This is a genomic window from Protofrankia sp. Cr1, from assembly GCF_963555865.1.
Taxonomy (GTDB): Bacteria; Actinomycetota; Actinomycetes; order Frankiales; family Frankiaceae; genus Protofrankia.
The window spans coordinates 9,063-27,789 of the sequence record NZ_CAUVXO010000013.1 but is presented as its reverse complement, the minus strand read 5'-3'; the positions used below and the strand labels follow the sequence as shown (position 1 = coordinate 27,789).

Annotated in this window: 15 protein-coding genes; 13 read left to right on the top strand and 2 right to left on the bottom strand. The window is 69.0% G+C overall.

Annotated features, from left to right (window positions below; translation table 11 throughout):
• A partial coding sequence (gene ligA / locus U9980_RS02805) for an NAD-dependent DNA ligase LigA (RefSeq protein WP_322766546.1) occupies positions 1 to 2,051 on the top strand: 2,051 nt, incomplete at its 5' end.
• A gap of 29 nt (positions 2,052 to 2,080) precedes the next feature.
• On the opposite strand, the gene U9980_RS02800 is transcribed toward ligA, so the two are convergent.
• Positions 2,081 to 2,803, bottom strand: coding sequence for an ACT domain-containing protein (locus U9980_RS02800; RefSeq protein ID WP_322751502.1), 723 nt, complete (start codon positions 2,801 to 2,803; stop codon positions 2,081 to 2,083).
• A 116-nt stretch (positions 2,804 to 2,919) separates the two neighbouring features.
• Positions 2,920 to 4,566 (bottom strand): glutamate--tRNA ligase, encoded by a 1,647-nt coding sequence (locus U9980_RS02795; protein ID WP_322766545.1) that lies wholly within the window; start codon positions 4,564 to 4,566, stop codon positions 2,920 to 2,922.
• Positions 4,567 to 4,885: 319 nt separating this feature from the next.
• Here U9980_RS02795 and gatC point away from each other — a divergent pair, with 319 nt between their 5' ends.
• From gatC to leuA, 12 genes are all read left to right on the top strand, one after another.
• Entirely contained in the window at positions 4,886 to 5,182 is a 297-nt protein-coding gene (gene gatC, locus U9980_RS02790) for an Asp-tRNA(Asn)/Glu-tRNA(Gln) amidotransferase subunit GatC (protein WP_322766544.1), read from the top strand.
• Positions 5,183 to 5,193: 11 nt separating this feature from the next.
• A complete protein-coding gene (gatA, locus tag U9980_RS02785; protein WP_322766543.1) occupies positions 5,194 to 6,681 on the top strand; it encodes an Asp-tRNA(Asn)/Glu-tRNA(Gln) amidotransferase subunit GatA in 1,488 nt (495 codons plus the stop codon).
• A gap of 111 nt (positions 6,682 to 6,792) precedes the next feature.
• Positions 6,793 to 7,128 carry a hypothetical protein gene (locus U9980_RS02780; protein ID WP_322766542.1) on the top strand — a complete coding sequence of 112 codons (336 nt, stop codon included), beginning with the start codon at positions 6,793 to 6,795 and terminating at the stop codon, positions 7,126 to 7,128.
• Between the two features lie 14 nt (positions 7,129 to 7,142).
• On the top strand, positions 7,143 to 8,642 hold the full coding sequence (gatB, locus tag U9980_RS02775) for an Asp-tRNA(Asn)/Glu-tRNA(Gln) amidotransferase subunit GatB (protein WP_322766556.1): 1,500 nt from the start codon (positions 7,143 to 7,145) through the stop codon (positions 8,640 to 8,642).
• 333 nt (positions 8,643 to 8,975) lie between these two features.
• Positions 8,976 to 10,667: a penicillin-binding transpeptidase domain-containing protein gene (locus U9980_RS02770; RefSeq protein ID WP_322766541.1), complete on the top strand. Its 1,692-nt coding sequence runs from the start codon at positions 8,976 to 8,978 to the stop codon at positions 10,665 to 10,667.
• A gap of 215 nt (positions 10,668 to 10,882) precedes the next feature.
• Positions 10,883 to 11,011, top strand: coding sequence for a hypothetical protein (locus U9980_RS02765; protein ID WP_322766540.1), 129 nt, complete (start codon positions 10,883 to 10,885; stop codon positions 11,009 to 11,011).
• A gap of 57 nt (positions 11,012 to 11,068) precedes the next feature.
• A complete protein-coding gene (locus U9980_RS02760) occupies positions 11,069 to 12,895 on the top strand; it encodes an acetolactate synthase large subunit (RefSeq protein WP_322766539.1) in 1,827 nt (608 codons plus the stop codon).
• A 25-nt stretch (positions 12,896 to 12,920) separates the two neighbouring features.
• Positions 12,921 to 13,445 (top strand): acetolactate synthase small subunit, encoded by a 525-nt coding sequence (gene ilvN, locus U9980_RS02755; protein WP_322751297.1) that lies wholly within the window; start codon positions 12,921 to 12,923, stop codon positions 13,443 to 13,445.
• A 43-nt stretch (positions 13,446 to 13,488) separates the two neighbouring features.
• On the top strand, positions 13,489 to 14,490 hold the full coding sequence (gene ilvC / locus U9980_RS02750) for a ketol-acid reductoisomerase (RefSeq protein WP_322751299.1): 1,002 nt from the start codon (positions 13,489 to 13,491) through the stop codon (positions 14,488 to 14,490).
• Positions 14,491 to 14,608: 118 nt separating this feature from the next.
• Positions 14,609 to 16,198, top strand: a complete 1,590-nt coding sequence (gene serA, locus U9980_RS02745) for a phosphoglycerate dehydrogenase (RefSeq protein ID WP_322766538.1) — start codon at positions 14,609 to 14,611, stop codon at positions 16,196 to 16,198.
• Between the two features lie 194 nt (positions 16,199 to 16,392).
• A complete protein-coding gene (locus U9980_RS02740; protein WP_322766537.1) occupies positions 16,393 to 17,232 on the top strand; it encodes a septum formation family protein in 840 nt (279 codons plus the stop codon).
• 174 nt (positions 17,233 to 17,406) lie between these two features.
• A partial coding sequence (leuA, locus tag U9980_RS02735; RefSeq protein WP_322766536.1) for a 2-isopropylmalate synthase occupies positions 17,407 to 18,727 on the top strand: 1,321 nt, incomplete at its 3' end.

Here is an 18,727-nt window from a genome sequence, read left to right as displayed (position 1 = left end):
TACGGGTGCGCGCCGCGCAGCTGGCCCTCGAGCTGGACGAGCACGCCTACCGCTACTACGTGCTGGACTCACCGACCGTCTCCGATGCTGAATACGACCAGCTCATGGGTGAGCTGGCGGAGATCGAGACCCGTCACCCGCAGCTGCGCACCCCGGACTCGCCGACCCAGAAGGTCGCCGGCTCCTTCACGACGCTGTTCACGCCGGTCGAGCATCTGGAACGGATGCTCTCGCTGGACAACGTCTTCACCGATGCCGAGCTTGAGGCCTGGGCACTGCGGGCGACCCGGGACACCGACGTCGAGGCCTGGCTGTGCGAGCTGAAGATCGACGGGCTGGCGGTCGACCTGGTCTATGAGGACGGCTGTCTGGTCCGGGCGGCCACCCGCGGCGACGGGCGGGTCGGCGAGGACGTCACCCCGAACATCCGCACCCTCTCGGCGGTGCCGACCCGCCTGCGTGGGCCGGGTATCCCAGCGCTGCTGGAGGTCCGGGGCGAGGTTTTCTTCCCCACGGCGGCGTTCGCAGAGCTCAACGCCACCCTGGTCGCGGCGGGCGAGAAGCCGTTCGCCAATCCGCGCAACGCCGCCGCCGGCTCGCTGCGGCAGAAGGATCCCCGGGTCAGCGCCAAGCGTCCGTTGTCCATGACCGTCCACGGGCTCGGTACCCACCAGGGTCTTGACGTCGAGGCACAGTCCGCGGCATACAGCCGGCTGGCCGAACTCGGCCTGCCCGTCTCCCATCACCACGAGGTGGTGGGCAGTGTCGCCGAGGTCGAGGCGTTCGTCCGTCGGTGGGGGGAGCACCGTCACGACGTCGAGCACGAGATCGACGGAGTGGTGGTGAAGGTCGACGCGTTCGGGTTGCAACGCCGGCTCGGCGCCACCTCGAAGTCGCCACGCTGGGCGGTGGCCTACAAGTATCCGCCGGAGGAGGTGACCACCAAGCTGCTCGACATCGAGGTCAACGTGGGCCGCACGGGCCGGGTCACCCCGTTCGGCCGCCTCGAGCCGGTCAAGGTCGCGGGCTCGACGGTCGGGCTCGCCACCCTGCACAACGCCGACCAGGTCGAGCGCAAAGGGGTGCTGATCGGCGACACCGTCGTGGTCCGCAAGGCCGGCGATGTGATCCCGGAGATCGTCGGTCCGGTTGCCGACCTTCGGGACGGTTCCGAACGCGCCTTTGTCATGCCCACCCGTTGCCCGGAGTGCGACACCGAACTGGTGCGACCCACCGACGAGGTCGACATCCGCTGCCCGAACGCGGTGTCCTGCCCCGCGCAGCTACGAGAGTCGATCTTTCATTTCGCCTCCCGGGGCGCGTTGGACATCGACGGGCTCGGTTATGAGACCGCGATCGCCCTGCTGGATGCCGGCCGCGTGCACGACGTGGGCGATGTCTTCCACCTGAGCCCCGAGTCGTTCGACGGACTGCGCGGATTCGGTCAGAAGAAGATCGATCAGATTCTGCGTGGGGTGGAGCAGGCTCGGGGTCAACCGCTCTGGCGGTTGCTGGTCGGCCTGTCCATCCGCCATGTCGGGCCGAGCGCGGCGCGGGCGCTGGCACGGGAGATGCAGTCGGTGGACGCGCTCGCCGCCGCATCCACCGAAACTCTGGCTGCCGTCGACGGTGTCGGCCCGACCATCGCCGCGGCCGTGGCGGACTGGTTCGCTGATCCCCGCCACCGCGAGATCCTCGAACGGATCCGCTCCGGTGGGGCGCGCCTGGCCGACGTCGGCGCGGACGACGGGCCGGGTCCGCTGCGCGGTGTCACCGTTGTGATCACGGGGACTCTCACCGACTGGAGCCGGGACTCCGCCGCCGAGGCGGTCCAGGCACGCGGTGGCAAGGTCACCGGCTCGGTGAGCAAGAAGACGACCTTTGTGGTCGTCGGTGCCGACCCCGGGGCCGGCAAGTACGACAAGGCGCGGGCGCTGAAACTCCCGATCCTCGACGAGGCCGGGTTCACCGTGCTGCTCGACGCCGGGCCGCAGGCCGCCGGCGCGCACGCCCGTCCCGCCCAACCGGCCGACGACGATCCGGGTGGGTGATCGCCAGCTGGTGACGCCGACTCGGCTCGTCAACCCGTTCCCTGCGCGGCGAGCGAGACATCCCTGTTGTGCGCGATCGTCGCGGCGATGCCGGCGAGATGCGCGAGCCGCAGCACCTCCGACGCCCGGAACGCCGGGCCGCCCGGCCGTCCGATCAGAACCGCCCGGTCCGGACCTCCCACCGGCGCGACCGCCAGCTCCATGTCGAGCGCGGTCCAGCGCGGAGGCAGCCAGCCCGCGTGGCGGTCCAGCCGTTGCGCGCGGTCCAGCGGCAGCCACAACAGCGTGGATCGCACCCGCTCCGGGACTGCGAGGTCGCCGCCACCGAGATCCGGGGCGCCCACGGAGGTCTCCACAACCCGCAGATCGTCGGGCCCGACCCGTTCCAGCAGCACGGCCCAGTCGGCATGGAACACCGCCCCGACGAACTCGGTCATGACGGCCAGCGCCTCGTCGGGCCGGGAGGTCATGGCTTCGACGAGGTCCAGGTCATGTTGAATGCCGGCACCGCCGGACAGGTACGGGCGCAGGGATTCCACGCTCACCCCGGGCACGGACTGCACCGCGGTCAGGACGGTGTCGACGAGCCCGTACGGCGGGAGCGCGACGACGATGTCGTCCACGGCGCCGTTCGGGCCGCGTTCGACGACGTCCAGGCTGACGATGTCGATGGCAGCCTGGCCCAGCGCGGTCGCGACCGCGCCTAGGGCGCCGGGGCGGTCCGGCAGGACGAGGCGAAGCAGATACGACATGTGGCCAAGAATGCAGTTTGGAGGTGTCGGTGCTGTAGCGCAAAAATCACAGGCAGGTATCGGTGCTGGTCACCGTCCTGGCGTCGATCGTTGCTGTGAGCAGGGCCGCTGCCCGTTCAGCTGGGGCCGAGAACGGCGCCGATCCGCTTGCGCACCTCGGTCTCGCCCAGCGCACCCGCGACCAAGTGGAGGGCAGGGCTGCGGGTGGAGCCGGTGAGCAGCACGCGGACCACCTGGGACGCCTCCCGGATTGATCCGACGTAGGAGCCGGGGTCGCTCTTGTACTCCTTGACGCTTGCCGCGAAGTCGTTGTCCCTGGCCGTCACGCGGATCTGGTCGAACCAGCCGTCCGAGTCGGAAAGGTCCTGGTAGACACGCAGCAGATCCGCGCACAGCCGCCGCACCACATCGGGCGCGAGGCCGCCGAACCTGCTGTCCCCGGGATCGGCCACCGGCTCGAACAAGGCGGTGAAGAAGTAGCCGTAGATCGGCCGGAAATCCGACCACTTGCGCAGGTCCTTGCGCGGGTTGTCCACGCCTGTCCGCTCGATGTCCAGGGCCCGCACGGCGAGGTCCTGCTCGGCGCGGACAGCCTGCGCCAGTTCGGTGTCGTGGGTGTCCGCCCACGTCAGCACCTCGTCCAGGACATCTCGGCTCGGCAGAGTCGCGACGTAGTCCGCCGCGATGTCCTCCAGTTTCACCAGATCCACCAGCGCGCCGGACACGCCGCACTCGGCCAGACCCAGTGGGGCGGTCAGCGCTTCGGTCAGCGCCATCTCCGCCAACCGCCCGTTGATCAGACCGCGGAGGTAATAGAGCACACTCGGCGCCGGGTAGCCCGCTTTGATATAAAATTCGACGGACGCCTCGGGATCCTTGCGCTTGGACAGTTTCCGCTTTCCCGAGCCGTCCACCTTCAGCAGCGGTGCGATGTGTGCGTACGGAATGCGCTCGAAACCCGCCGCGTCGAACAGTTGCAGGTGCACCGGGACCGAGGACAGCCACTCGTCGCCTCGAATCACATGAGTGACCCGCATCAGATGGTCGTCCACGACGTGCGCGAAATGATAGGTCGGCAACCGCAGCAGGCTGTCGGAACTCTTCAGAATGACGATGTCGTTGCGGTTCGCGTCCGCCTCCAGGCGGCCGCGCACCAGGTCGGTGAAGGTGATCCTGCCCGGCTCGCCCGGCGACCGGAACCGCACGACGTAAGGCTGTCCGGCGGCCAGCCGCTCGCGTACCTGTTCGTCGGCGGCATCGCGCCAGGTCGCCCAGCGGCCGTAGTAGCCGGTGGGCACCTTCTTGGCGCGCTGTTCCTCGGTGGCCGTACCCAGCTCCTCCTTCGTGGCGAAGCACAGGTATGCCTTGCCTGCGCGGAGAAACTCGCGTATGTAGGTCAGGTAGATCCGGGCCCGGTCCGACTGCGTGTAGGGGCCGTAGGCGCCGGTCTGGTCGGACTCGTCCGAACTGACGCCGAAGTAGCCGAAGGCCGCGTCGAACTGTGCGGTCGCGCCCTCCACAGTTCGCGCCTGATCAGTGTCCTCGATCCGGATGAAGTAGGCGCCGCCGGACTGCCGTGCGAGGTCCTTGTCCAGGATCGCCACATAGACCCCGCCGAGGTGGGCGAAGCCCGTTGGGCTCGGGCAGAAACGGGTGACCATCGCGCCCGGCGTCAGGTTCCTCGGCGGGTACCGCTCCTCCCAGTGTTCCGGGCCGGGTAGGTCGGCCGGATACAGCGCGTCAATCTCATCGCGGTCAAGCATTGCAGTGGGTACCTCCACGGGCGCTGGACAGTTCTGAAACCGCGGTGATCACCGTCGCCAGGCGGTCCCGTGGTGGGCACTACCCGCAGGCCCGTCTGCGATGCTAGCGGGCACCGGGTCCCCCCCGGTGGAGGGCGTGTCAGGCATGCGGCGCGGCTTCTCCAAGGTGGTGGGGGCCGCCAGGCCAGGGGGTGCCCCTGCGCGCCGGCCCGTACGATGACCACAGCGTCATCCGCGAGTCGGCAGGCACGGGACTCGGCAGTCAGCAGACACAGACGTGGCCGCAAGGTCACCGGGAAGTCAGAGGGTCGTAACCGGTATGGCGATTACCAGGGACGAGGTCGCCCATCTTGCCCGCCTGTCGCGGCTGGCCTTGTCCGACGAGGAGCTCGACACGCTCGCCCCTCAGCTCGACGTGATCATCGGTGCGGTCGCCCGGGTCGCGGAGGTAGCTGCGGGTGACATCCCGCCGACGACCCATGCCGTCCCGCTGACGAACGTCTTCCGGGCTGACATCACCCGCACGTCGCTGTCGCAGGCTGACGCGCTCGCCGGCGCGCCCGCCGTCGAAGACGGCCGTTTCCGGGTGCCGCGCATCCTCGACCTGGACGAGTGAGGGTACCTCCCGTGACCGACGTCATCCGTTTCTCCGCCGCCCGAACCGCCGCCGCGATCGCCGCGGGTGAGCTCAGCGCCCTGGAGGCGACCCAGGCCGCGCTCGACCGGATCGCGAAGGTCGACGATCGGATCAACGCGTTCCTGCACGTCGACGTCGACGGTGCCGTTGCCGCGGCTCGCGACGTCGACCGGCGCCGGGCCGCGGGGGAGCGCCTGGGACCGCTCGCGGGCGTCCCGCTGGCGCTCAAGGACGTACTCACTGCCCGCGGCATGCCGACGACCTGTGGTAGTCGAATGCTCGAGGGTTGGAAGCCGCCGTACGACGCGACAGTGGTGTCGAAGTTGCGGGCCGCCGGCGTGGTGATCATCGGCAAGGTCAACATGGACGAGTTCGCGATGGGGTCGTCCACGGAGAACTCCGCCTACGGGCCGACCCGCAACCCGTGGGACACCGATCGCATCCCCGGCGGTAGCAGCGGTGGCAGTGCAGCCGCCGTGGCCGCCTTCGAGACGCCGATCTCGATCGGGACCGACACCGGCGGCTCGATCCGCCAGCCCGCGGCCGTGTGCGGGCTGGTCGGGGTCAAGCCGACCTACGGTGGGGTGAGCCGCTACGGCCTCGTCGCGTTCTCGAGCTCGCTGGACCAGGCCGGGCCGCTGGCCCGCACGGTGACCGACGCGGCTCTGCTACATGCCGCCATCGCCGGTCACGACCCGCTGGACACGACCAGCATCGAGTTGCCGGTACCCGGCGTGGTGGCCGCCGCCGCCAGCCGTGATCTGCGCGGCGTGCGGATCGGCGTAGTCCGGGAGCTGTCCGGGGACGGCTACGACATCGGGGTGCGGGCGCGCTTCTCCGACGCTCTTGAGGTGCTGGTCGGTCTGGGTGCCGAGGTCGTCGAGGTCAGCTGCCCGCACTTCACCTACGCGCTGCCCGCCTACTATCTGATCGCGCCGAGCGAGTGCTCGTCCAACCTGGCCCGCTTCGACGCGATGCGGTTCGGCCTGCGGATCGGTGACGACGGCGAGGCCGGAGCCGAGGAGGTCATGACCCGCACCCGCGGTGCCGGCTTCGGGGCCGAGGTCAAGCGTCGGATCATCCTGGGGACCTACGCATTGTCGTCGGGTTACTACGACGCCTACTACGGTCAGGCGCAGAAGGTCCGAACGCTGATCAGCCAGGACTTTGCCGCGGCCTACGAACGGGTCGACGTGCTGGCCTCACCCACCACGCCCACCGTCGCGTTCCGGCTGGGTGAGAAGATCGACGATCCGGTGGCGATGTACCTGTCCGACCTGTGCACGATCCCGTCGAACCTGGCCGGCGGGCCGGCGATGAGCCTGCCGATCGGCCTGGCCGACGGGCTTCCGGTCGGTTTTCAGATCATGGCGCCGACCTTCGCGGACGACCGGCTCTACCAGGTCGGCGGCGCGTTGGAGGCAGCTCTCGACGCCGCCCGCGGCCATCCCTTCCTCGACGACGCCCCGGCCCTGTAGGGGCCGGAATGCGCGACGGCGGCCCGTTCCCCGTCCGGGCGGCCCCGGCGAGACTCGGAGGGACACTGGGCCTGATGAGTTGTGAGATGTGCGGAACGAGGGGAGACGTTGATGGTTGCGCTACGTAGCAGGCGGGCGGATCGGGCGCCGCTGGTGGCGGTCTGGGTACTGGGCCTGGCCGTGCTCGGGGTGGGCATCGCGGCGGTCTCGCCGATTTTGATCATCTGGGGCGTGCTCGGCGTCGCCGGATCCGCCTTCGCCACCAGGATCCACCTGCGTGACACCGGCATCCACCGGCCGCGCGAGGACACCGAGACCTCGACCGAGACCTCGACCCCGACCCCGACCCAGGTCGGCTCGTCCGGTCCATCAGATTCATCGAGCGTGTCAGATTCGCCAGGCTCGTCAGGTCGGGCGGACCCGGTTGAACAGGAGCACCTGCGTTGACATCCCCGGCCAGCGTGGCGGTCACGACCCCCACCTTTGACGACGCCGTCGCCCGCTACGAGCCGGTGATCGGGCTGGAGACACACGTCGAGCTCGGCACCGCCTCGAAGATGTTCTGCGGCTGCTCCACGGTGTTCGGCGCGGAGCCCAACACCCAGGTGTGCCCGACCTGCCTGGGGCTGCCCGGATCGCTGCCGGTGGTCAACGAGGCCGCCGTGCGGTTCGCCATGATGATCGGCCTTGCGCTGAACTGCTCGATCTCGTCCTGGTGCCGATTCGCGCGTAAGAACTACTTCTACCCGGACATGCCGAAGAACTTCCAGATCAGCCAGTACGACGAGCCGCTGTGTGAGAACGGCTGGCTGGACGTGGAGGTTGACGGGAAGATCCATCGGGTCGGCATCACCCGCGTCCACATGGAGGAGGACACCGGCAAGTCCCTGCATGTCGGTGGGGCCACCGGGCGCATCCACGGGGCCACGCACTCGCTGGTCGACTACAACCGGGCCGGGATCCCGCTCGTCGAGATCGTCACCGAGCCGGACGTCCGCTCACCGGAGGTCGCCCGCGCCTACGTCGACGAGTTGCGTGAGCTGTGCCGGGCGCTCACCGTCTCCGACGTCCGCATGGAACAGGGTTCGCTGCGTTGCGACGCCAACGTCTCGTTGCGGCGGCGTCCGGCGCCCGGCGAGCCGGTGGCACCCTACGGCACCCGCTCGGAGACCAAGAATCTCAACTCGCTGCGGTCGGTGGAGCGGGCCGTCCGGTACGAGATCGTCCGGCAGGCGGGTCGCCTGGACGCGGGCCTTCGGATCGTCCAGGAGACCAGGCACTTCGACGAGGCGTCCGGTACGACGTCGACCGGCCGATCCAAGGAGGAGGCGACCGACTACCGGTACTTCCCCGAGCCCGACCTGACACCGCTGGCGCTGACCCACGAGTACGTCGACGCGGTCCGGGCGACCATTCCGGAGCTGCCGGCGCAGCGGCGCGCCCGCCTTGCCGTCGACCACGGCATCTCGCCTAGCGACATCGTGAAGATGCGTAATGCAGGTGTTCTCGACCTGGTCGAGGAGACCATCTCGGCGGGCGCGCCGGCCGAGGCGGCCCGCAAGTGGTGGCTGAACGAGCTCGCGCGCCGGGCCGCCGACGCGGGCGTACCACCGACGGGCCTCGCGATCGGGCCGGTGGATGTCGCCCGCATCGCGGAGCTGGTCGCGGCGGGTGAGCTCACCGATGCCCTCGCCCGTAAGGTCATCGACGGCGTTCTCGCCGGCGAGGGCGCACCGGACGAGGTGGTGGCCAGCCGCGGCCTGAAGCTGGTGTCGGACGACGGTGCACTTTCGCAGGCGGTGGACGCGGCCATCGCCGCCCAGCCCGCCATCGCGGACAAGGTCCGGGGCGGCAAGCTGAACGCGGTCGGCCCGCTGGTCGGCGCCGTCATGAAGGCCATGAAGGGTCAGGCCGATGCGAACGCCACCCGCACGCTCCTGCTGGAGCGCCTGAAGGAGTAGGTGGAATCTGTCGATCTGGTGACATTTCCCACCTACGCCTGGCGACCATCGGTGTTGGTCATAGGTGGAAATGGTTACCAGGGCGGCGATTTCCACCTACCGCTCGAACGGTACGCGACGGTAATGCCACATTTTTGTGACAGTCCTCGGCGTGTCGCGGGGCTGGACGTGTGTGGCCGTCCGTAGACTTGGCCGCGCACCCGGAGGAGGACCGGAGCAGGACGCGGGTGATCCCTCCGGATGCACGATCATGTTTTAGCGCGCCGGAGGCCTCGTGGTCGCCAAGGATCATGGCGCGCCCGGTCACCGTTTCCGGGAGGAGTGCGCGCCAAGGTGCCTCTCACCCCCAGTGGGTTCACCGCCTCGACCTCGCGGCGACGCGGGCGAAGCCGGACCCGAATGCTCGTCGTGGTGGTGGTCGTCCTTGTGCTGGTGGCCGCGGCCGCTGTCGGGTACGTCCTGAAAACCCGCGCCGATGCGCGTGCCGCGGACCGGGCGGCGACGACCGCCGCGCAGGCCTATCTTTCCGGCTGGCAGAGCCTGGGTTCACCGGGCGACGCGGGCGGCGACGCCAGCGCTGTCGCAGCCGCGCAGGAGCGGGGTAAGGCCGGCGTGACGGCCGTGAGCGTGCCGGGGACGATCGCGGTCGACCAGCTCGTGGCGACGATGGTCGACGTCCGCACCAAGCTGAACGTGACCGGGGCCCGATTCGTTGCCGGAGCCCTGACGCGCCGCGACTCGAACGCGACGGTCGGCTACTCTGCGTCGCTCACCCTTGCAGGCTTTGGCGAGCCGTTCGCCTACGACGGTGTGCTCCGCCTCGTGCAGCAGGGCAAGGCGTGGAAGGTGCAGGCGCGTCCCGACTCGGTCAACCCGGCCCTGGCGCCCGGTCTACGGCTGGACCGCACCTCCTCCACGGGCAAGCGGGGACAGCTGCTCGACGCCAACGGGCAGCCGCTCGGTGCTGACGCGGAGCTTGCCGGCAACCTGATCGGTCAGGTCGCCCCGTCGTCCGGGCTGCAGCGCGTCTATGACGCCGACCTCGCACCGCAGGGCGGCACGGTAGTCGTCCGCAACGATCGGAACGAGACTGTCAGCACGCTTCGGACATACCCAGTTACCGATGGCAAGGATGTGCAGACCACGCTCGACCTGAACGTGCAGCGGGCCGGCGAGGCGGCGATGGCGACCGCCGCTAAGCCCAATGGGGCGCTGGTCGCGGTCGACACCCGGACGGGCGGGGTCCTGGCACTGGTCAACCATCCGCTGAACGGATACAGCCGGGCGGTGATCGGCAGATATCCGCCGGGTTCCACCTTCAAGATTGTCACCGCGACCGCGGCGTTGATCGCAGGCAAGGACGCGAACACGTCGCTGGACTGTACACAGACGGTGGCCATCGGCGGGCGTACGTTCCAGAACGCCGAGTCCGAGCAGTTCGGTCCGATCCCGCTGCGGGCGGCGTTCGCGCGTAGCTGCAACACCGCGTTCATCCGTCTGGAACAGTCGCTGCCGGACTCCGCGCTGGAGCAGGCCGCGAAGCTGTACGGCTTCGACGGCAGCCAGCCGCTGCCGATCGCAAGCGTCGGCGGCTCCTTCCCGACGCCCAAGGATGCGGTCGAGTCGGCGTCCGCGGCGATTGGGCAGGGCAAGGTGTCCGCGAGCCCGCTGCAGATGGCGAGCGTCGCGGCGGCCGTCGCCAGTGGGACCTGGCGCCAGCCGTTCGTGGCCGGCACCGCGCCCAGGAGCAATGCGTTGCCGCCGGCGGTGGTCGCGCCGCTGCAGGATTTCATGCGCGCGGTGGTCACCGAGGGCACCGCGAACGGGGTGGCCTTCCCCGGCGAGGTGCACGGCAAGACCGGCACGGCCGAGTACAAGGACGGCAACCCGCCGCCGACGCACGGATGGTTCGTGGGCTACCGCGGCACCGTGGCCTTCGCGGTCGTCGTCGAAGACGGCGGCTTCGGAGCGCAGTCGGCGGCGCCGGTCGCGGCCCGTTTCCTCGCGGGCCTCGCCGCCCCCTGACGCCGCCCCCTGACGCCGCAGCCCCGTCGGCCGGTCACAGCGTGCCCGCTGACCGGCCAGCGGGTCAGCGGGGCCCGCGGGTGCCCCGGTCAGCTGCGACCAGGGCGATCTTTCGAGGTTTGTGCGATCAACAAGGCCGTTTCCGGCGTACAAACCTCGAAAGATCGTCGGTGGTCGGTGGTCGGTGGTCGGTGGTCGGTGGTCGGTGGAGACGGGTGAGCGCGATGGTCGTCCGGGCTGCGGTGTTGCGCCGCGGTTGCGACACGGACCTTGACGGCGGCGCGGATGTCGGGGAAGGTAAGCGCATGGTCCCCGGCATCCTCGTACGTGTAGAGCGCGCGTAGGCGAAGCAAGACTCCGCGCGCCGCCCCTCAGTGCCTCCTGGCACGGGGGGTTTTTTTATGCCCGGCGCTACCAACCTGTCACCACCGCGGAATGTCAAGGAAGACGATCAGATGAGCAGAGAGATCACCGGAGCGCAGTCGCTCGTGCTTTCCCTCGAGGCGGTCGGGGCCGACGTGGTCTTCGGCATCCCCGGCGGCGCGATCCTGCCGGCCTACGACCCGCTGTACGACGCCGAACGCCTCCGCCACATCCTGGTCCGCCACGAGCAGGGCGCCGGGCACGCCGCAGAGGGTTACGCCCAGGCGACCGGACGGGTCGGCGTGTGCATCGCGACGTCCGGGCCGGGCGCGACGAATCTGGTCACGCCGATCGCGGACGCCTACATGGACTCGGTACCGATGGTGGCGATCACCGGCCAGGTGCCGAGCGCGGCGATCGGGACGGACGCCTTCCAGGAAGCCGACATCTGCGGCATCACGCTGCCGATCACGAAGCACAACTTCCTCGTCCACTGCGCCGACGACATCCCCCGCACGATCGCCGAGGCTTTCCACCTCGCCGCGACCGGACGTCCCGGGCCGGTCCTGGTCGACCTGCCCAAGGACATCCTGCAGTCGACCACGGCGGTACTGCCGGGCGACATCTGGCCACCCACGCTGGAGCTGCCCGGCTACCGACCGGTCACCCGGCCGCATGCCAAGCAGGTCCGGGAGGCGGCGAAGCTCATCAGCGCCGCCCGCCGCCCAGTCCTGTACGTCGGCGGTGGCGTGCTCAAGGCGCGGGCCGCCGTCGAGCTGCGCACGCTCGCCGAGCTCACCGGCATCCCGGTGGTGACGACGCTGATGGCGCGCGGCGCGTTCCCCGACTCCCATCCCCAGCATCTGGGCATGCCGGGCATGCACGGGTCGGTCGCCGCGGTCACAGCGCTACAGAAGTCAGATCTCCTGATCACTCTGGGTGCCCGTTTTGATGACCGGGTGACCGGGAAACTCGCCTCCTTCGCGCCGAAGGCCGCGGTCATCCATGCAGATATCGATCCGGCCGAAATCGGGAAGAACCGGGTCGCGGACGTGCCGATCGTCGGCGACTGCCGGGAAGTGATCATCGATCTCATCGCCGCGTTGCAGGCGGAGACGCGGCCGGACCTCACCGGTTGGTGGCGCCAGCTCGACGGCTGGCGCCGGACCTACCCGTTGGGTTATGACCGACCGGCGGACGGCTCGATCGCTCCCCAGTACGCCATCGAACGGATCGGGAAGATCGCCGGTCCGGAGGCGCTGTATGTCGCCGGGGTCGGCCAGCATCAGATGTGGGCGGCGCAGTTCATCTCCTACGAGCACCCGTACACCTGGCTCAACTCCGGTGGCCTGGGCACCATGGGCTACGCGGTGCCCGCGGCGATGGGCGCCAAGGTCGGTCGGCCGGACGCCATCGTGTGGGCGATCGACGGCGACGGCTGCTTCCAGATGACAAACCAGGAGTTGGCGACCTGCGCGCTGGAAGGCATCCCGATCAAGGTTGCGATCATCAACAACGGAGCGCTGGGAATGGTCCGCCAATGGCAGACCCTCTTCTACGACAAGCGTTACTCCAACACTGAACTGGGCACGCATCCCGACGCTTCCAACCGACGCTCGCGCCGGGTGCCGGACTTCGTGCGCCTGGCCGAGGCGCTCGGTTGCGTGGGCATGCGGTGTGAGTCGCCGGACGAGGTCGACGCCACGATCGAGAAGGCCATGGCCATCGACGACGCGCCGGTCGTGGTTGATTTCATCGTCCACCAGGATGCGATGGTGTGGCCGATGGTCGCCGCCGGCGCGAGCAATGACGAGATCAGGGTCGCTCGCGACATCGCCCCCGACTTTGACTACGAAGAGCTCTGAGGATCTGAGGAGAGGTCTGGTCAAGGTGACCACGCATACACTGTCGGTGCTGGTGGAGAACAAACCCGGCGTCCTCGCCCGCGTTGCGGGGCTGTTCTCCCGGCGCGGCTTCAACATCGAGTCACTCGCGGTCGGACCGACCGAGCACGATGACGTCTCCCGCATGACGATTGTCGTGGCCGTCGACGAGCTGCCGCTCGAACAGGTCACCAAGCAGCTCAACAAGTTGGTCAACGTCATCAAGATCGTTGAAATGGACCCGGCGGCGTCGGTGCGGCGGGAGCTGGTTCTGATCAAGGTGCGGGCCGACATGTCGGTCCGTTCCCAGGTCCTGGAAACCGTCACGCTGTTCCGTGCGAAGGTGGTCGACGTCGCGCCCGACGCGGTAACGGTGGAGGCCACCGGTACCCGTGACAAGCTCGACGCTCTCATCCGGATGCTCGAACCGTTCGGTATCAGGGAGCTGGTCCAGTCCGGCATGGTCGCCCTCGGTCGAGGTTCCCGGTCGATCACCGATCGCAGTCTGCGCGCTCTCGAGCGCACCGCGTAGCTCACCGCCTTTTCGACGGACAGAAAGAAAAGAGTTGCCCACGATGGCCGAGATCTATTACGACGCCGACGCGTCGCTCGACAACATCAGCAATCGGAAGGTCGCCGTCATCGGGTACGGCAGCCAGGGCCATGCGCACGCCCTCAACCTGCGCGACAGCGGTGTCGACGTCCGGGTCGGTCTGCCTGAGACCAGCCGCAGCCGGGCGAAGGCTGCCGAGCAGGGCCTGCGGGTGCTTACGCCGGCGCAGGCGTCCGCCGAAGCGGATGTGATCATGCTGCTCGCACCCGACACGGCCCACCGCAAGATCTATGCGGAATCCATCGCCCCCAACCTCTCGCCGGGCAAGGCCCTCGCGTTCGGGCATGGTTTCAACATCCGGTACGGCCTGATCGAGCCGCCGGCCGGGGTGGACGTTTTCATGGTCGCCCCGAAAGGCCCCGGGCACCTGGTCCGGCGGACCTTCACCGAGGGTAAGGGTGTTCCGGTGCTGGTCGCGGTGGAGGCTGACGCGTCCCACAGCGCCCTCCCGCTCGCACTGGCATACGCCAAGGCGATCGGCGGCACCCGCGCCGGCGCGCTGCGCACGACCTTCACCGAGGAGACCGAGACCGACCTCTTCGGCGAGCAGGCGGTCCTGTGCGGGGGCGCGAGCGCGCTGGTGCAGGCTGGTTTCGAAACGCTGGTCGAAGCCGGATATCAGCCCGAGGTGGCCTACTTCGAGTGTCTGCACGAGCTGAAGCTGATCGTCGACCTCATGTACGAGGGCGGCATCAGCCAGATGCGGTACTCGATTTCCGACACGGCCGAATACGGCGACGTCACCCGCGGCCCGCGGGTGGTGACCCCGGCGGTAAAGGACGAAATGCGCCGCATCCTCGGTGAAATCCGCGACGGGACGTTCGCCCGTGAGTGGATTGCCGAGGACGACGCGGGACGCCCGCAATTCACCAAGCTTGTCGAGGAGGGCAAGGGCCACCCGATCGAGCAGGTGGGCGCCCGGCTCCGTCCGTTGATGTCCTGGATCGCGACACCCACCGACTGACTGGTGCCGACCGGTGGGGCCTGCACGCGCGGGGACCCCACCGGTCGGTAGGCTGACCGCGCCTGCCGGTACGCCGCGCCGGCGGCCGCAGTCCCCGGAGCATTCAAGGAGCCCTACCGTGCCCGTCGTTCTGGTTGCCGAGGAGCTGTCACCAGCCGGGCTGGAGCTGCTGTCCAGCGAGTTCGAGGTTCGTCACGTCGACGGGGCCGACCGGGCCGCGCTCCTGGACGCGGTAGGCACCGTCGACGCGCTGATCGTGCGAAGCGCGACCAAGGTGGACGCGGAGGTGCTGGCGGCGGCCGGGTCGCTCAAGGTCGTCGCCCGCGCCGGGATCGGGCTGGACAACGTCGATGTCGCGACCGCGACGACCCGCGGGGTCATGGTCGTCAACGCTCCGCTGTCGAACATCGTCAGTGCCGCTGAGCACGCTGTTGCGCTGTTGGTGGCGGTGGCCCGCCGGATTCCCGCGGCGAACGCGGCGCTGCGCGCCGGTGAGTGGAAGCGGTCGAAGTACGTCGGGGTCGAGCTCGCGGACAAGACCGCGGGTGTGGTCGGGCTCGGCCGGATCGGGGTGCTGGTCGCGCAGCGGCTGTCGGCGTTCGGCATGCACATCGTCGCCTATGACCCCTACGTCTCGGTGGCCCGCGCCGCTCAGATGGGCGTGCGCCTGGTCGAGCTCGACGAGTTGCTGCGCACCAGCGACGTCATCACGATCCACCTGCCCAAGACCCCGGAGACGCTCGGTCTCATCGGCAGGGACGAGCTTGAGCGCGTCAAGCCGGGTGTGATCATTGTTAACGACGCCCGCGGCGGGCTCATCGACGAGTCGGCGCTGGCCGACGCCATCCGCGACGGCCGGGTCGGCGGCGCAGGTATCGACGTGTTCGCCACTGAGCCGACCACATCCTCGCCTCTGTTCGACCTCGACAACGTTGTGGTCACTCCGCACCTGGGGGCCTCCACCCAGGAGGCTCAGGACAAGGCCGGCCTCGCGGTCGCCCGGTCGGTGCGCCTGGCCCTCAACGGCGAGTTCGTGCCGGACGCGGTGAACGTGCAGGCAGGCGGGGTGGTGGCTGAGGATGTGCGCCCCGGACTGCCGCTCGCCGAGAAGCTCGGGCAGCTGTTCACCGGCATCGCCGGTGGTCTTGCCGCAGCGATCACCGTCGAGGTCCGTGGCGAGATCGCCGCCTACGACGTGTCGGTCTTGGCGCTCGCCGCCCTCAAGGGGGTGTTCACCGACGTCATCGAGGAGCCGGTCACCTACGTCAACGCCCCGCTCCTGGCCAAGGAGCGGGGGGTCGCCGTCCAGCTTGAGACGTCCGAGGACAGCCCTGACTATCGCAATCTGGTGACGGTGCGCGGGGTGCTGGCGGACGGCACGCCCGTGTCGGTCAGCGGCACGCTCACCGGCCCCCGCCAGGTCGAGAAGGTCACCGCGATCGACGAGTTCGAGGTGGACCTCCGTCCCCAGGCGCACCTGGCGTTCTTCCGCTACTCCGACCGGCCGGGCGTGGTCGGAGCGGTCGGCGCGCTGTTGGGTGAAGCGCAGATCAACATCGCGAGCGCGCAGGTCAGCCGGCGCAAGGCCGGCGGTGAGGCTCTCATGTCGCTCTCCCTCGACGACGCGGTCCCGCACGACATCCTGGTTGAGATCGCAAAGATCATCGGAGCGTCCGCGGCGCGCGCGGTCAGTCTCGGCGACGAGTAGACGAGTAGTAGACGGCCGGTTATTGTTCGACCCCGGGCCGAAGGTAAGGCGCCCGGCCGTACCGTCGGCCGTACAACCTCGGTCGTGACGCCAGCCGTTCGTCCGATCGCATGTCGCAATCCGGGGTGGTGACCTGTTCCCGGGTTCAGCGGCCGTGGTGTGGAAACCGGCGTCACGGGTTTACCGTGAATGCTATGGCTCGGGACGGTTATCAGGATCCGTTCGAGGGGTTGCGCCTCGACGACAGCTTTGTGCGCGGGGCGCGCTTCATCGAGCCGTCTGCCGACGAGCGTGCGGTTACACATGGTGAGGTCCGGCCGGGCCATTGCCGGGTGCAGCCCGCCCATCGTGGCGTCCCCGGTGCCTTCAACCGCTGGATGTGGGCACCGTACTCGCCGCGTGGCCGCCGGGCCACCAGATTTGTGGCACTTGTGACGCTGTTGGCCGGGGTGGCCGGGCTCGGGCTGTTCCTGCTCCGCCACGGTGGCCCACGCACGGCGGTGGTCTCGGCGCCGGCGCCGTCCGCCGGTATTCCGGCCCGGGCACAGGACCGCGCCACGGTCGACGGCCCCGACGCGAGCCCGGCGACGACTCCGGCGACGAGCCCGGCCGGCCCGGTGCCCGGTGGTGGCCAGCGGTTCGGGGTCGACGCGGCCCTGCTGGCCGCTTTGCGCGAGGGCGACTGTCTGCTCTGGACCCCCGATCCGGCTCACGCCGTCGTACCGATACGGGTGTCATGCGACCAGTCGCATGTCGACCAGGTCACCCGGGTCATCAATCTCGCTGGCCCATTCCCCGTCTGGCCCGCCTGGCCGGGTTCGGATGGCCTGGCGACCGCGACCCTGACCAACTGCCCGGACGCCGCGCGCAACCTTCTCGGCAGCACCGGGATGGCCACGGACATGAAGATTGCATCGATCTATCCGGAGGAGGCGGAATGGCTGGCCGGCGCGCACGGCCTTGTCTGTACGATCCGGCCGGACGATCTGCGGCCGCGGGTGGGTCCAGTACGAGCCGTGGGCGTGTCTGCCTGATGAGGGAGTAAGCTCAGCGCGCCATGTATGCGCGTCTGCTTCTTAGCTGCCGCGGCGGGGCCTGAGACAGGTCGGCTTCCTCGCCGCGGAGTTCGGTGTGCGCCGGCCACCGCAGGCTTTTCTTCCGGAAGCAGGAGCAGCAGCGCAGTGACTACCTCTCAGCAGTCTTCGGGCATGCCCATCGACAAGTACCGGCCGTTCCCACCGGTGGATCTGGCCGACCGCACCTGGCCCGCCCGCACGATCACCCACGCACCCCGGTGGTGCAGCGTGGACCTGCGAGACGGCAACCAGGCACTGATCGACCCGATGACGCCCGCGCGCAAGATGCAGATGTTCACGCTGCTGGTCCAGATGGGCTACAAGGAGATCGAGGTCGGCTTCCCCGCCGCGAGCCAGACGGACTTCGACTTCATCCGTCAGCTGGTCGAGGGCGGTCACATCCCCCCTGACGTCACCATCCAGGTACTGACCCAGGCCCGTGAGGAACTGATCGAGCGGACGATCACGTCGCTGATCGGGGCACCCCGGGTCCTGGTGCATCTGTACAACTCGACCTCGACGCTGCAACGGCGCGTCGTGTTCGGGCTCGATCGCGAGGGCGTCACCGACATCGCCGTTCAGGGCGCGCAGTGGTGTGCCCGTTACGCGGACAAACTCCTGGGCGCAAGCGACGTCCGCTGGCAGTACAGCCCGGAGTCGTTCACCGGAACAGAGCTGGAGTACGCCCTTGAGGTGTGCGAGGCGGTCATGGACGTCTGGCAGCCGACGCCGGACCGGCCGGTGGTGCTGAACCTGCCCGCGACGGTCGAGATGTCCACGCCCAACGTCTACGCCGACCAGATCGAGTGGATGGCGCGCAACCTGACCCGCCGGGACCAGGTCGTGCTGTCCCTGCATCCGCACAACGATCGTGGCTGTGCCGTGGCCGCCGCGGAGCTCGGGGTCATGGCCGGCGCCGACCGGATCGAGGGGTGTCTGTTCGGGAACGGCGAACGCACCGGCAACGTCTGCCTGGTGACGCTCGGGTTGAACCTGTTCTCCCAGGGAATCGACCCCGAAATCGACTTCCGTGACATCGACGAGATCCGCCGCAGCGTCGAGTACTGCAACCAGATTCCGGTGCATCCCCGGCACCCCTACGGCGGTGACCTCGTCTATACCGCATTCTCCGGTTCGCATCAGGACGCCATCAAGAAGGGCTTCGAGGCGATGGACCGGACCGGGCAGCGGCGCTGGGAGGTGCCCTACCTGCCCATCGACCCGATGGACGTGGGTCGGTCATACGAGGCTGTCATCCGGGTGAACAGCCAGTCGGGTAAGGGTGGCGTCGCCTATCTGCTGAAGGCCGAGCATTCGCTGGACCTGCCGCGCCGGCTGCAGATCGAGTTCTCCCAGGTCGTTCAGCGCCACACCGACGGCGCCGGTGGCGAGGTCACCGGCAGTCAGCTGTGGGAGATCTTCTCGCGCGAGTACTTCCTCGCCGGTGACGCCG